At 71.5% G+C, this 14,112-nt stretch carries 13 protein-coding genes; 6 read left to right on the top strand and 7 right to left on the bottom strand.

Annotated elements, in window-relative coordinates; genetic code table 11:
* Positions 1 to 152 precede the first annotated feature (152 nt).
* The gene (locus IOD14_RS04805; RefSeq protein ID WP_212669723.1) at positions 153 to 1,214 is read left to right on the top strand and encodes a C40 family peptidase; all 1,062 of its coding nucleotides are present in this window, start codon (positions 153 to 155) and stop codon (positions 1,212 to 1,214) included.
* 32 nt (positions 1,215 to 1,246) lie between these two features.
* Here the strand turns inward: IOD14_RS04805 and IOD14_RS04800 are convergent, their stop codons facing one another.
* Both IOD14_RS04800 and IOD14_RS04795 read right to left on the bottom strand, forming a co-directional pair.
* Positions 1,247 to 1,972: a response regulator transcription factor gene (locus tag IOD14_RS04800; RefSeq protein WP_123991171.1), complete on the bottom strand. Its 726-nt coding sequence runs from the start codon at positions 1,970 to 1,972 to the stop codon at positions 1,247 to 1,249.
* Positions 1,969 to 3,261 (bottom strand): ATP-binding protein, encoded by a 1,293-nt coding sequence (locus IOD14_RS04795; RefSeq protein WP_123991170.1) that lies wholly within the window; start codon positions 3,259 to 3,261, stop codon positions 1,969 to 1,971. The genes IOD14_RS04800 and IOD14_RS04795 overlap by 4 nt, the downstream gene beginning before the upstream one ends.
* 178 nt (positions 3,262 to 3,439) lie before the next feature.
* Between IOD14_RS04795 and IOD14_RS04790 the strand changes: the two genes are divergently transcribed.
* A complete protein-coding gene (locus IOD14_RS04790; RefSeq protein WP_212669722.1) occupies positions 3,440 to 4,963 on the top strand; it encodes a PspC domain-containing protein in 1,524 nt (507 codons plus the stop codon).
* Positions 4,950 to 5,210: a hypothetical protein gene (locus IOD14_RS04785; RefSeq protein WP_212669721.1), complete on the top strand. Its 261-nt coding sequence runs from the start codon at positions 4,950 to 4,952 to the stop codon at positions 5,208 to 5,210. Before IOD14_RS04790 ends, IOD14_RS04785 begins: the two co-directional genes overlap by 14 nt.
* 53 nt (positions 5,211 to 5,263) lie before the next feature.
* Here IOD14_RS04785 and IOD14_RS04780 read toward each other — a convergent pair whose 3' ends face one another.
* Together IOD14_RS04780 and IOD14_RS04775 are read right to left on the bottom strand one after the other, a co-directional pair.
* Positions 5,264 to 5,794, bottom strand: a complete 531-nt coding sequence (locus IOD14_RS04780) for a DoxX family protein (RefSeq protein ID WP_123991167.1) — start codon at positions 5,792 to 5,794, stop codon at positions 5,264 to 5,266.
* Positions 5,795 to 6,233: 439 nt separating this feature from the next.
* A complete protein-coding gene (locus tag IOD14_RS04775; protein WP_123991165.1) occupies positions 6,234 to 7,523 on the bottom strand; it encodes a hypothetical protein in 1,290 nt (429 codons plus the stop codon).
* Positions 7,524 to 7,855: 332 nt separating this feature from the next.
* Between IOD14_RS04775 and IOD14_RS04770 the strand changes: the two genes are divergently transcribed.
* Positions 7,856 to 8,755: a DUF4429 domain-containing protein gene (locus IOD14_RS04770; RefSeq protein WP_123991164.1), complete on the top strand. Its 900-nt coding sequence runs from the start codon at positions 7,856 to 7,858 to the stop codon at positions 8,753 to 8,755.
* Here IOD14_RS04770 and IOD14_RS04765 read toward each other — a convergent pair.
* Positions 8,752 to 9,558, bottom strand: coding sequence for a class II aldolase/adducin family protein (locus IOD14_RS04765; RefSeq protein ID WP_123991163.1), 807 nt, complete (start codon positions 9,556 to 9,558; stop codon positions 8,752 to 8,754). The genes IOD14_RS04770 and IOD14_RS04765 overlap by 4 nt on opposite strands.
* Positions 9,559 to 9,698: 140 nt before the next feature.
* Between IOD14_RS04765 and IOD14_RS04760 the strand changes: the two genes are divergently transcribed.
* On the top strand, positions 9,699 to 10,166 hold the full coding sequence (locus tag IOD14_RS04760; RefSeq protein ID WP_123991162.1) for a pyridoxamine 5'-phosphate oxidase family protein: 468 nt from the start codon (positions 9,699 to 9,701) through the stop codon (positions 10,164 to 10,166).
* A 20-nt stretch (positions 10,167 to 10,186) separates the two neighbouring features.
* Here IOD14_RS04760 and guaA read toward each other — a convergent pair whose 3' ends face one another.
* Positions 10,187 to 11,761: a glutamine-hydrolyzing GMP synthase gene (gene guaA / locus IOD14_RS04755; RefSeq protein ID WP_212669720.1), complete on the bottom strand. Its 1,575-nt coding sequence runs from the start codon at positions 11,759 to 11,761 to the stop codon at positions 10,187 to 10,189.
* 315 nt (positions 11,762 to 12,076) lie between these two features.
* Between guaA and IOD14_RS04750 the strand changes: the two genes are divergently transcribed.
* On the top strand, positions 12,077 to 12,331 hold the full coding sequence (locus IOD14_RS04750; RefSeq protein WP_123991160.1) for a chorismate mutase: 255 nt from the start codon (positions 12,077 to 12,079) through the stop codon (positions 12,329 to 12,331).
* A 541-nt stretch (positions 12,332 to 12,872) separates the two neighbouring features.
* On the opposite strand, the gene IOD14_RS04745 is transcribed toward IOD14_RS04750, so the two are convergent.
* The gene (locus IOD14_RS04745) at positions 12,873 to 14,015 is read right to left on the bottom strand and encodes a hypothetical protein (protein ID WP_212669719.1); all 1,143 of its coding nucleotides are present in this window, start codon (positions 14,013 to 14,015) and stop codon (positions 12,873 to 12,875) included.
* Positions 14,016 to 14,112: the final 97 nt, after the last annotated feature.

Here is a 14,112-nt window from a genome sequence, read left to right as displayed (position 1 = left end):
CGCCGAGAAGGTCCGGCGGCGGCCCGCTCCCCCTGTGCGAGCCGTCGCCGGACGCGCACACCGCCCCGGGCGGTCGTACGGCCGCTCCCCCCTGGCGTTCGTACGTCCCTGCGCCCGGGGCGGCCGATCGCAGGAAAGGACGTGCAGTCCACGTGGCAGCACACCGCAAGCCCCGCAGCCGCTCGGCCGGTGGCCATACGGTCCGTACGGCAGCGACGATCGCCCTCGCGGGGGCAGCGACCGCGACGGGTTTCGACGGGATCGGACACGCCGAGCCGCAGCTCACACCGGCGCAGGTCAAGGCGAAGGTGGACCGGCTGTACCAGGAGGCCGAGGCCGCCACCGAGAAGTACAACGGCGCGAAGGAGAAGGCGGAGGCGGCCGAGACCCGGCTGGGCGGCCTGCGGGACGAGGCGGCGCGCAGGACCGAACGGCTCAACGAGGCCCGGGACGCGCTGGGTTCGATGGCCGCGGCACAGTACCGCGGCGGCGGGATCGACCCCGCGATGCAGCTCGCGCTCTCCGACGACCCCGACCGGTACCTGGACGGCGCCGAGTTCGCCGAACGGGCCGGTGCCCGCCAGGCCACCTCGGTGGCGAACGTGCGCCGGGAGCTGCGGGAGATCGAGCAGCTGCGCGGGGCCGCGCACGTCGAGCTGGCCTCGCTGAAGTCGCGTCAGGCGGAGCTGAGACGCCACAAGGAGACGATCACCGGCAAGCTGGGCGCGGCCCGCCGGCTGATGTCCCGGCTGTCGGCCGAGGAGCGCGCGGGGCTCGCGGCGGAAGGGGATCGCGCCTCGCGGGCCGCGACAGGGGCACGCGCGGAGCTCACGACGCCCGGCGCGGCCACCACGGAGGCGCCCAACTCCCGTGCGGCCGCGGCCGTGTCCTACGCCTACTCCAAGCTCGGCAGCCCCTATGTCTGGGGGGCCACCGGCCCGGACGCCTTCGACTGCTCGGGGCTCATCCAGGCCGCGTACCGCTCCGCGGGCATCTCCCTGCCCCGTACGACCTACGCGCAGATCGACGCGGGGCGACGCGTCTCGCGCTCCGAACTCCTCCCCGGTGACCTGGTGTTCTTCTACTCGGGTATCAGCCACGTGGGCCTCTACATCGGCAACGGGCAGATGATCCACGCCCCGAACCCCTCGGCACCGGTGCGGGTGGCGCCCATCGACCAGATGCCGTTCGCGGGCGCCACACGCGTGGTGTGAACGCGTGTGGCCTGTGGCCTGTGGCCTGTGCGTCAGACCAGCCGGCGAGCCGTCGCCCATCGGGTCAGCTCGTGCCGGTTCGACAGCTGCAGCTTCCGCAGCACCGCCGAGACATGGGACTCGACCGTCTTCACCGAGATGAACAGCTGTTTGGCGATCTCCTTGTAGGCGTAACCGCGCGCGATGAGCCTCAGCACCTCGCGCTCGCGCTGGGTGAGACGGTCGAGGTCCTCGTCGACCGGCGGGGCGTCGGTGGAGGCGAAGGCGTCCAGGACGAAGCCGGCCAGGCGCGGCGAGAAGACGGCGTCGCCCTCCTGGACGCGGAAGACGGAGTTGACGAGGTCCGTGCCGGTGATCGTCTTCGTCACATAGCCGCGCGCACCGCCCCGGATCACTCCGATCACGTCCTCGGCCGCGTCCGAGACGGACAGGGCGAGGAAGCGCACGGGCTGCTCGGCGTCGGCCATCAACGGGGCGCACCGGCGCAGCACTTCGACCCCGCCGCCGCCCGGCAGATGGACGTCGAGGAGCACGACCTCGGGGCGGGTCGCGGTGATGACGGTGACGGCCTGCTCGACGTCCGCGGCCTCCCCGACGACCTCGACGCCGGTCTCCTCGGTCCTGCCGATCTCGGCCTGGACGCCCGTACGGAACATGCGGTGGTCGTCGACGAGGACCACGCGCACGTGCCGCTCGCCCGCGCCGCCGGCCGGCGTCGGTTCAACAGGGCCCGTGTTCGCCTCGGTGGGGTCGCTCATGACGTCTTCTCCGCCCTCTCCATCTCCAGCTCGACCTCCGTGCCGCCGTCCGGCACCGCACGCAGCCGGGCCGTGCCGCCATGGCGCTCCATGCGGCCGATGATCGATTCTCTGACACCCATCCGGTCGGCGGGTATCGAGTCGAGGTCGAAGCCGGGGCCGCGGTCCCGGACGGACACGAAGACCGTCCTGCCCTCGACTTCGGCGTAGACCTGTACGGCGCCGCCCTCGCCACCGTACTTGGCGGCGTTGACCATCGCCTCGCGCGCGGCCTGCATCTGTGCGCCGGTTCTCTCGTCGAGCGGGCAGTCGCCGACGACCACGACCTCTATCGGGACGCCGTGCTTGTCCTCGACCTCGGCGGCATTGCGCCGCACCGCGTCGGCGAGGTCGGTGGGTTCGTCGGCCTCGTCCTTGCCGGTGCCCTCGGGTTTGTACAGCCAGGTGCGCAGGTCGCGCTCCTGGGCGCGGGCGAGGCGGCGCACCTCGCTCGCATTCTCCGCGTTGCGCTGGATCAGGGTCAGGGTGTGCAGCACCGAGTCGTGGACGTGGGCGGCGACCTCCGCGCGCTCCTGGGCACGGATGCGCATCAGGCGCTCCTCGGAGAGGTCCTGGGTCATGCGGACGAGATACGGCCCCGCGAGGAGCGTTATCCCGACGAGGACCGCGAGGGCCGCCTGGAGGACGGAACCGAGGTGGGCGGTGGAGCCCTGGAGGACGAAGACCCCGGAGACACCCGCGGTGACGAGGAGGACACCGCCCGCGGCACGCAGCAGCGTCAGGGTGCGCCGACGGCGGCCCACCTCCATCCAGCGGGCGCGGCGGGCATTGTCCGCCTGGCGCCAGACCAGGGCGACGCCCGCGCCGACCAGGACGGCCGGCCAGAGGTAGGCCTTGGCCCCATTGCCCACCTTGACATTGCCGACGAAGACCATGGCGACGACGACCATGAGCAGCAGGGCCACGATCTGGCCCTTGTCCGGGCGGCGGGCGACCAGTCTGCGGCGGCCGTCGGGCGAGGTCTCGGTGGTGACCAGGGACGGGGGCCTCTGCCCCGCGACGCCGCCGACGCCGAGCGGCACGAAGAACCAGAACGCGGCGTACAGCAACGCACCGAGCCCGTCCGCCATGAACAGGCCGACGAAGACCAGCCGCACCCAGATCACGGGCAGCCCGAGATGCCCGGCGAGCCCCCGCGCCACACCACCCAGCCAGCGTCCGTCACTGCTGCGGTAGAGCTTGCGCGGCGGCCGCGGTTCGACGAGTGGCGCTGCAGCGGCTTCCGGCATGCCATCGATGGTCACACGGCCGGAGTCCGGGGGCATCAGGGTTGTCCCCCGAGACTCCCCTGATCTTCGAACGGCGCGCCGTCCGAACGCTTCCCCTCCCCCTCTCAGGGCCGATATCAGGGTCCGGCCAGGGTCGTTCCGACTCCCGCCGCGCCCCCGCGCCCGTCACCATGGACACATGACAGATCACCAGCACGCCGCGGGCGCCGGATCCGGCGGAGGCCCGGACCCGGGCACCGGCCCCGGCGCGGGCACGCCCGCCGACACCGGCGAGGCTTCGCGCGCGCACGGGCGGGCGGGCACGCGGCAAGAAGGAGGCACACCGGCGGACACTCCCACCGAACCCGTCGGGCACCGGACGACGACCGACACCCCCGCCCCGCCCACCACCGCACCCCAGGACACGGCTCCCGCCGAGGACACGCCCACCGCCCCCCTGCGCCTCCGGCGGGACCGACGACACAAGCTGCTCGCCGGGGTGTGCGCCGGACTCGGGCGCCAGTGCGACATGGACCCGGTGATCTTCCGCATCACGCTCGCCGTGCTGTCGGCGACCGGCGGCATAGGCCTCATCTTCTACGGCTTCGCCTGGCTCCTCGTCCCGTACGAGGACGAGGACGAGAACGAGGTGCGCAAGCTGCTCACCGGCCGGGTGGACGGCCAGGCGCTGACCGGCGTGCTGTTCGCCCTGGTCGGCTGCGGGGTCTTCCTGACCATGCTGAGCAACACCGGCGTGCTGGCCTTCGCCGTGGTCCTCTCCCTGCTCCTCGCGGGCGCCGGGTACTGGTCGCGCAACCGCGGCACCCCCGACCCCGACCCGCTCGCCGCGCAGGCCGTCGCCGACGCCCCGCCGGAGGCCCAGGCCCCGCCGGTGGCCGCCGGTTACCCGTCCTGGTGGCGCGACCCCATCGTCAAGGACGGCACCCACGTCGGTGGCACGGGCTATCTGTGGGGTCCGAGCGACTCCCGCGACCGCGACATCGCGGCGGCCGTCAACATCGGCCGGGGCGTCTCCTGGAGCCGCCGCGAGGACATCCGCGCGGCCGGCATCCGCCCCGCCAAGCCTCGCGGCCCCCGCTGGATCGGCGGCTGGGTCTTCCTGCTCGCCCTGCTGGCCGGCGGCCTAGGCACAGGAGCGACCTGGGAGGACCACGCCCTGGGCACCAGCCTGCAGACCGGTCTGTCCTGCGCGCTGATCGTCCTGGGCCTGGGCATAGCGATCAGCTCCTTCCTGGGGCGCACGGGAGCGGGCTCGATCTTCCTCGCGATCGTCACCGCGGGCCTGCTCGCCACCTCGGCCGCGCTCCCGAAGGACATCACCACCCACTGGGTCCGCACGAACTGGACACCGGCAGCGGCCCAGGACATCCGCCCGAGCTACGAACTCGGCACCGGAGTGGGCACCCTGGACCTGTCCCGCGTCGACTTCGCCAAGGGCCGCACGGTGACCACCCAGGCCGACGTCGGTGTGGGCCGGCTGGTGGTGATCGTGCCGCCGGACGTGACGGTGAAGGCGGTCGTCGACGTGGGAGTGGGCGACATCCAACTGCCGGGCGACGACCAGGCGGACGTGGACGTGGCCCCGGGCAAGCGCAAGGAGGTCACCTTGACACCGGTCTCGGGCGACAAGAACACCGGCACCCTCGACATCGACCTACGGGTCGGCATCGGCCAGGCGGAGGTGAGCCGTGCTGCGTCATGAGTTCCGACCGGGAAAACTGGTCGCCGGCGTCTTCCTGACCCTCGCGGGCATCACCTACGCCGGTGACGCGGGCGGCGCCTGGGACACCCCGTGGTTCGCGGTGATCCCCATGGTCGTGGGCGGCCTCTGCCTGGCGGGCGCGGTGGGCCTGCTGGCCCGAACCGTACGCAACCACCGCGACAGGCGCCGCAGGCCCACACCACCCGAGGCCGACCGGACACCGCCCCAGCCGTCCGTACCCCGCTGACCGCGCAGGAGACGCCGCCGCTCCCCCGTCACCGGTAGCTCCGCCGACCGGAGCTACCGGTAGCCTCCCGCCCGTTGCCGTCGGCGGCCACGCAAGGCGGCGTCCACGGAGAACATGGGGGCACCCGCGAGGACGAGCGGCAGCCAGGCCATCAGGTAGGCGAGGTCGTTGCCGTAGTAGTAGGGGTCGGATCCCCAGCTCACGGTCAGCCACAGGCTGAGCGAGATCAGCGCACCGCCGAGCGCGGCCAGGCGGGCGAGGATGCCGAGCAGGGTGCCGATACCGACGGCCAGTTCACCGAAGGCGATGGCGTAGCCGAAGCCGACGGGGTTCTTCAGCGACAGGTCGACCAGTGCGGGGATGGCCGAGGAGTCCCGAACCGTGCGCATCATGTCGCCGATGGAGCCCGAACCGGAGTCCTTCATGAAGGCGCTGTCGGTCAGCTTGTCCAGGCCGGCGTAGATAAAGGTGACACCCAGGAAGATCCGCAACGGCAGCAACGCGTACTGCCCGATGTTGTCCCGCCAGGACCGTTCGTCGTCGTAGTAGGGGGCATGCGTGTCCGTACGAAAACTGTGAGTCATCGCGTCGAGCCGCCTCTCACCAGCGTGCCGAGACCCCTCACAAGACGATACGCACGGGGGCGCTGCGCTGCTCAACACGAACCGAAGTTTGTGCCGGGCGCCTATGGGGGTGCCGGATCAGGTGGTCGGGCGGGTGCGGGTCCGTCGTGGCTGGTCGCGCAGTTCCCCGCGCCCCTGGGGGGTTGCAGTGACCCGGCGCCACCACGAGCCGTTCGCCGGATCGCGCGGTACCACGGGGCGTAAGCCGCGTACGGCGGGAAGGGGACGGGGTGGGGGGTGTCCGCCCGCAGCGGCCGGCGTCCGTCGCCAAGCGCATCTCAAGGCACAGCAACCGCCGGACCGAGGACGGACACCCCCCACCCCGGCCCCGACCCACCCACCGAACCGCACGCGCTACACACGCCCCCACCGAACCGAAACAGGCCGCCGCAGGCCCCCCTCAGTCCGTCACATCGATCGCGTACCGATTCGTCTCCACCCCCGCAGCCGTCACCACCTGCACCTCCACCCGCCCCGGCTCCACATCCGCCGGCACCGGCACGGTCAGCACCTCGTCCGTGGGGTTGCTGAACCCCCCGGCCACCGGCACCAACGGCACGTGCACGTTCACCGGCCCGATCCGCACCACCATCCGGGACAGCCGATCCGCCCGCTGCGCCCCCGGCGGCACGAACCCGGCGCCCCTGATCTCGATGTCGTCCCCGGTGCGGATGGGCCCGTCCAGGTCCCCCGCCTCACGCGACCGCACCACGGAGAGGATCACCGGCCGCCCGCCCTCCGCGTACTTCCCCGCCACATACGTGGCCGCGGACACCAGCACGACCACCGCCAGCCCCCACGGCAGATCCGGCAGCTGATCCGGCCGCCGGGCCAGCCGCACACCCGCGAACAGCAGGGCCACGGCGCCGATCACGACGTACTGAATGTCGGCGAAGGCCCCCCGCCCGGAGTCGTCCGTCAGCAGGTCGGCCGCGCGAGGCCGATCCGCCCGTACCTTCTGCAGCCGCTGCCCGAGCACCCGCAGCCCGACCACCCGCCGCACCAGCACAGCGATCCCGCACACCACGGCCAGCACGGTCACGACCCCCGCGCCCCGGGCCAGGTCGAGCCCGGCGATCAGCGCGTCCCGCTCACGACGGTCGGAGGCCGCGGCCAGCCGCCCCACCAGGACCAGCACCGCGTAGGCGACGAACAGCACCCAGGCCACCGCGACGGCCCGCGAGGTGGACAGCCGGTTGTCCTCGCCGATGACCGGAGCGAGCACCCCACCGCGGGCCCGGTGGAACCAGGACGCAGCGGTCAGTGCCCCCGCGACCAGGAGTGCCGCCAGCAGCCCGGCGGTGCGTGCCGCGGTCCACCCGGCCCCGATGGCGGTCAGCGCCTGGACGAGCAGCAGCACCACGACAGCGGCCCACACCGTGTACGCGGTACGGCGCCACAGCCGCGCGAGCCAGGCGGCGCCCTCCGCCCGCGCCCGCTCGGCCATGACCTCGGCGGACTGGGTCAGTTCCTCCGAGACCCACTGCCGGGAGGCCGACGCGGAGTGCGCCACGGCCGCGGGCAGGCCCTGCCCCGCGGCGAACTCGTCCCGTTTCAGTAGGAATTCGGCCACCGCCCGCCGGTGCCCGGCCCGCGCTCCGTGCGGGCAGTCCCCACAGGTGCAGCCGCCTTCGTGCGCACCGCCGGGCAGACCCCCGGCCGCGCCCTGTCTCGCTTCCTGCACCGCCACGCCCGACGCCCGCCTTCCCACGACTCTTGTGCCTCTCCGACCCCACATGACCGCACGGCCGACCGACTGCACCACGGACAGACCCACACGGCCGACCGCGGAACCCACAACCCCTGGCGCCCCAAGCCCGCAAAGCCCCAAGCCCCGCAAAGCCCCGAGCCTGGCGAAGCCCCAAGCCCCGCGAAGCCCCAAGAAGCCCGACGGACCCCCGGAACAACTCCCCCGCGATGACAGCGAATTGTGCCCTACCGCACACCACCCCCGTCCGCCAGGTCTGGTCAGCGCGGGTGAAGGGGGACCCGCCGTGTTGACCCGGCTGCGAGAATTTCCGTATGGCCGAGATCATCCAGCGTGACGGGACCTGGGCCTTCGACGGCACAACGGTCCGGATCACGCCGGGACTCCACCGCTCCGTGCCCCTGTTCCGGCAGACGTACGGCGAGGTCGCCGTGCCCCTGGAGGCCATTTCGGGCGTGGCGTTCGAGCCGGAACGCAAGCGCGGCCGGCTGCGGATGCGGCTGCGCGAGGGCGCGGACCCGCTGCTGCACGCGACGGGCGGACGCCTGCCGGACCCGGCCGATCCGTACCGGCTGGTCGTGGACGTCGATCGCGCCGGGGTCGCCGAGTACGTGGCGGAGGAGATCCGTCGTGCCCTCCTCCTCGACCAGATCCCGAAGGATCCGACGAAGACGTATCTGCTGCCCGGCCCACCGGTCCCGGTCTCGGTGCGTTCCTCCGACGGCACGGTCTCCTTCGACGGCACCCAGCTCCGTATCGACTGGGCCGACACCTCCGACCGCGTCAAGCGCGCGACGGGCCCGCGGATCATCAACATCGGTGACCTCGTCCAGGTCGAGTGGCTGCCCAACTCCGGTTACGAGGACGGGTTCATGCGGTTCGTGACGCGCGAGACGTCCTTCTCGAAGCTGCCGCCGGAAAAGGACCCGTACGCCCTCGACCTGTGGGGCAGCACGCGCCGCGACCTGCTCACGGCCCTGGTTGCGACGGCGGTCACGGCCCGGCTGCCGCACCCGTCCACCCGCGGCGACCTCGCGTACGACGAGGAACGCGCCCGCCGCCCCCGGCTCACCGCGGGCGCCGTTCCCCCGCCGGCCGACCATCACGACGTACTGCTGCGCAGACTGCGGGAGTTGGGCGAGCTGCATCGCGAGGGGGTGCTCACGGACGAGGAGTTCGCGATGACGAAGGCCGCGGTGCTGCGGGGTTTCTAGCTCAGCAGGTCCGGTTCGCTGCGGCTGATGTCCTGCCAGGTCGGCTGGTAGTTGATCCACGCCACCAGGTCCCCGCCCAGCTGTTCCCGGGTCGCCACCGCGGCCCGGTGCTCGATGAGCACGGGGCGTCCCGCCGCCCTGGCCAGCAGCTGCACCTGGCTGGAGCGCTCCAGCGACAGGAACCACCAGGCCGCCGCGTCCACCGAGTCCCCGACGGTCAGCAGCCCGTGGTTGCGCAGCACCAGCGCCTTCCGGGACCCGAGCGCGGCGGCGATCCGGCGGCCCTCGTCGGCGTCGACGGCGACCCCGGTGTAGGCCTCGTACAGGGCGTGGTCCTCGTAGAAGGCGCAGCTCTCCTGGGTGAGCGGGTCGAGGAGCTCGCCGAGCGTGGACAGGGCCCGCCCGTGCACGGAGTGGCAGTGGGCGACGGCGACGACGTCGGGGCGGGCGGCGTGCACCTGGGAGTGCACGGTGAAGGCCGCCTGGTTGACGTGGTAGCGGCCGTCGAGGACCTGCCCGTCGGAGTTGGCGAGCACGAGGTCGCTCACGGTGACGTGCTTGAACGGCATGCCGAAGGGGTTGACCCAGAAGCAGTCGGTGAATTCGGGGTCGCGTGCGGTGATGTGCCCGGAGACCCCGTCCTCGAAGCCGAGCCGGCCGAAGACGCGCAGCGCACCGGCGAGCCGCTCCTTGCGGTGCCGGCGTTCCTCCTCGACGGAGTCGTGCATCGGCGGCATCGCGAACTGCAGCTTCTCGGTGGGCAGCGGCATCGGCGGAGTGGGCCCGAGGGGCGTCTCGTGCATGTGCTCCTCCAGCACTGGGTTGCCTTACGGGGCGGAAGTTACCGTCGGTCCGCGCAAGAGAACAGGGGTGGTTTGTAAAGATGGCGCACACGATGGATACCTGACAGAAGATGTCGGGTATCGACGGAAGACTGCGCGGTATGAACTGGGCAGACTTCTCCTCCGCGGAACCCGACCTCGCCAGGACCGTCGAGGAGCGCTTCGGCGCCTTCACCCATCACACCCTCGCGACCCTCCGCAAGGACGGCTCGCCGCGCACCACCGGCCTGGAGGTCCGCTTCCTGAACGGTGAGCTCTGGCTCGGCATGATGCCGGACTCGCTCAAGGCACGCGACCTCGAGCGCGACCCGCGTTTCTGCCTCCAGGCCAACCCGGGCGAGGGCCAGACCATGGGCGGCGGGGACGTACGGATCAGCGGCCGGGCACACGAGGTCACCGACCCGGAGACCAAGACCCGGTACACCGAAGAGGTGGAACCGCCGGAGCCGTTCCACCTCTTCCGCACGGAGCTGACGGAGGTCGTGCGGACCTCTGTCGAGGACGACAAGTACCTCGTCGTCCAGGTCTGGAAGCCCGGAGAGCCGGTGCGCACGATCAAGCGCACCTGAGCCGCTTCACGAGGAAGGGCTCACTCCCACTCGATGGTCCCCGGCGGCTTCGACGTCACGTCGAGCACCACTCGGTTGACGTCGGCCACCTCGTTCGTGATCCGCGTCGAGATGCGGGCGAGGACGTCGTACGGCAGCCGCGACCAGTCGGCGGTCATGGCGTCCTCGGAGGAGACCGGGCGCAGGACGATCGGGTGGCCGTAGGTGCGGCCGTCGCCCTGGACGCCGACCGAGCGGACGTCCGCGAGCAGGACGACCGGGCACTGCCAGATGTCGCGGTCGAGGCCGGCCGCGGTCAGCTCCTCGCGGGCGATGGCGTCGGCGTCGCGCAGGAGGTCCAAGCGCTCCTTGGTGACCTCGCCGACGATCCGGATGCCGAGGCCGGGACCCGGGAACGGCTGGCGTTGGACGATCTCGTCCGGGAGCCCGAGCTCCTGGCCGACCATCCGCACCTCGTCCTTGAACAGCTTGCGCAGCGGCTCGATCAGCTGGAACTCGAGGTCCTCGGGGAGGCCGCCGACGTTGTGGTGGGACTTGATGTTGGCGGTGCCGGTGCCGCCGCCGGACTCGACCACGTCGGGGTAGAGGGTGCCCTGGACGAGGAACTCCACCGCGGGGCCCTCGTCCGCGATGATCTCGGCCTGGGCCTGCTCGAAGACCCGGATGAACTCGCGGCCGATGATCTTCCGCTTCTCCTCGGGGTCGGAGACACCCTTCAGCGCGGTGAGGAAGCGCTCCTCCGCGTCGACGACGACCAGCTTGACGCCGGTCGCGGCCACGAAGTCCTTCTCGACCTGCGCGGTCTCGCCCTTGCGCATCAGGCCGTGGTCGACGTACACGCAGGTCAGCTGGTCGCCGATGGCACGGGCGACCAGGGCCGCGGCCACCGCGGAGTCCACGCCGCCGGACAGACCGCAGATCGCGCGCTTGTCGCCGACGCGCGAGCGGATCTCGGCGACCTGCTCCTCGATGACGTTGCCGGTGGTCCAGTCGGGCTTCAGACCGGCACCCCGGTACAGGAAGTGCTCCAGGACCTGCTGGCCGTGCGTGGAGTGCATGACCTCGGGGTGGTACTGGACGCCGTAGAGCTTCTTCTCGTCGTTCTCGAAGGCGGCGACCGGGACGACGTCGGTGGACGCGGTCACGGTGAAGCCCTCGGGGGCGGCGGAGCAGGCGTCGCCGTGGGACATCCACACCGACTGCTCGTCGGGGGTGCCCTCGAAGAGGGTCGAGCCCGACTTCGATACGTGCAACGGCGTACGGCCGTACTCGCGCGCGCCGGTGTTGTCGACGGTGCCACCGAGGGTGGTGGCCATCAGCTGGAAGCCGTAGCACATGCCGAAGACGGGGACGCCGGCCTCGAAGAGCTCGCCGTCCAGGCGCGGGGCGCCCTCGGCGTACACCGAGGAGGGGCCGCCGGAGAGGATGATCGCCGCCGGGTTCTTGGCGAGCATCTCCGCGACCGGCATGGTGCTCGGCACGATCTCGCTGTAGACCCGGGCCTCGCGGACACGGCGGGCGATGAGCTGGGCGTACTGCGCGCCGAAGTCGACGACCAGGACGGTGTCGGGGGCGGCTGGGGTCGCTGATGACACGGGTTGCCTTCCGGCGGTGAGCGAGGTGTGTGTGGGGCCGAGTCTACCGGGACCGGCGGGGCCGGTTCGGGGGTGAGCCCGGTCTCAGGATGCGAACCGGCTTGGACACTCCCGTGGGGCCCTGCATACTGCTCCCATGCTCACGCAGACGACCTACCTGTTTACCTATGGCACCCGGCCCGCCGGCTGCCATGGTCGTGCTGCTTGAGCAACTGACAAGCGACTTCCCAGGCGCCCCGGGCCGACAAGGTCCGGGGCGCCTGCTGTTTTCCGGATCCTGTCGCCCGGGGGCACCCACCCCACCAGGAGCCCTGCGTGACCACCACACCGGAAGCAACCATCGCGGACGCCCGTGAGCGCATCGACGCGCTCGACGACCGGATCATCGGTCTGATCCAGGAACGGATGGCCGTCTCCTCCGTCGTCCAGCAGACCCGTATCGCCTCCGGCGGACGGCGGGTCCACCTTGCCCGCGAGATGGAGATCCTCGGCCGCTACCGCGAGGCGCTCGGCAAGCCGGGCACCCCGCTCGCCATGACGCTGCTCGAACTGTGCAGGGGTCGTATCTGAGTTCGGGCCCCGCCTCACCCGTACGGCGCGTGACCGCGGCGCGCACCGGCTCGTTGGTGGTGGTGTCCGTGCCAGCCAGGGGCGGGCCCGACAGAACCACGCGTGGCTCGCTGGAGCGATGAGGCGTACGGCACGTGCCGTGCGTCGTGGGACCTCGCTCCAGGAAGTGACCGGACGGCAGGGGACAGCAGCCCGGTCACCCAAGAGAACGGTCGGCTCCGGGGACGCCCGGGGCCGACCGGCGGGACAAGTACCGGCACAAGGCTGGGTCAAACGGTTGCGGAGGCCGCGTCCATCCAGCACGATGCCTAGAAAGCCCCCAAGTCCCTCCGCAGACAACCGCATTCGTATTGCGTCCGTGTACTGCCAGAGGTCCAGACCATCTGCGGGCACACACAACGGCACACAGAGCAAGCGGCGCAACCCCCCGGCGCCGCTCCCAGGCACCGGCGCTGCCCTGACGTCGGTGCTGACGAAAGAAGGGCCCCGCGGCTCCGTCCCGCGGGGCCCTTCGCCTGCTCGGCCCGGGAGTTGGGGCGCGTCAGACGCGGGAGACCGTCCCGCAGCCTTCCGCACGCTTCGGGTCGAGGGGCTTGCTGCGGTCGTACGGGTCCGTGGTCGGCCCCGTGGGGTCCGGCCCCGTGGGTTCGGCCGAGCGGAACGACGGGTGCAGATAGCCGTCGTACACCTCGCAGGCCGAGTTGTTGATGTCCTGATCCCAGTTCACGACGGAGAGCTTGCCCGGGGTGACCTGGTACTTGGCCGGGTCGGAGATCTCGACGTCGAGGATCCTGCGGATGATGGTGCGGGTCACCTCGGTGGAGCCGTTGGTCTGCACGACGGGGTAGACGAAGGTGTAGTCGGCGTGCACTGCCACCGAGGCGTGGTCGCCCGCCTTGAAGGTCATCCTGCCGCGGGTCTTCACGACGTCGCCGACCAGCCGGGCCTCCTTGGGGTCGAAGCGGCTGAACATCCACAGCGGGTCGTGCTTCTCGTCCGGCTTGCGCAGGGCGGTCTCCAGGAGGCCGCGAACGTCCTTCTGCAGCGGGTCCAGCACGTCGAGGGCCGCCTTGGGCCGTTCGCCGCGGAGCGTCGCCGGGTCGAGGTTCGACTCCACCAGCAGCTTCTTGGTCAGCTCCAGCGTCTTTGCGACCTGCGCCTGCGACCGGCCGCCGACGGCCTCGGCCTTCGGTACGGAGATCCCGGCGGCGCCGTCGGCCCAGCGCTTGGCGGGCGACCCTGCGAACGGGTCGTCCAGGGTGGGGATCGCGGAGGACTCGGCGGAGGGTGCGGCGGTCGGCGCCGCGGTCTCCTCGGGCAGCGGGGAGGACGCGGCCTCGGAGGAGGTTCTCCCGCCGAAGAGGTCGCCCGGCACCAGTGAGGGCTTCACCGCGACGACGGCCACGACGACCGCGACGGCGACACCGAGGACGCCCCACAGGCCGCGCCTGCTCTTCTTCTGTTGCCAGGCCGGCCCGGTGCGCCAGCCCTCGGGCAGTTCGCCGCGCTCTTCCTGTCGCCGCAGCCGCTCCGTCACCTCCCGGGCCCGTGCGGAGGGTTCCTTGGGGGCGGAGCCTCGGATGTCCCGTTCGGTGTCACGGGCGAACTGTTCCCAGACGTCGTCGGGAATCTTGGGGTCTTCTGACACGTGAGTCAGTTCTAGGGCCTTGGAAAGCGTGTTCACAAGAAGAACCTGTATGTGACTCAGCCCACATAAGTTTTCTGTGAATGCCCGCACAACCATTCACACCCGTCGTGGATCAAACCTCACGAACCACGGG

The sequence above is a fragment of the Streptomyces sp. A2-16 genome, from assembly GCF_018128905.1.
Taxonomy (GTDB): domain Bacteria; phylum Actinomycetota; class Actinomycetes; order Streptomycetales; family Streptomycetaceae; genus Streptomyces.
The sequence above is the reverse complement of the archived record's forward strand: the minus strand, read 5'-3'. Positions and strand labels throughout refer to the sequence as shown.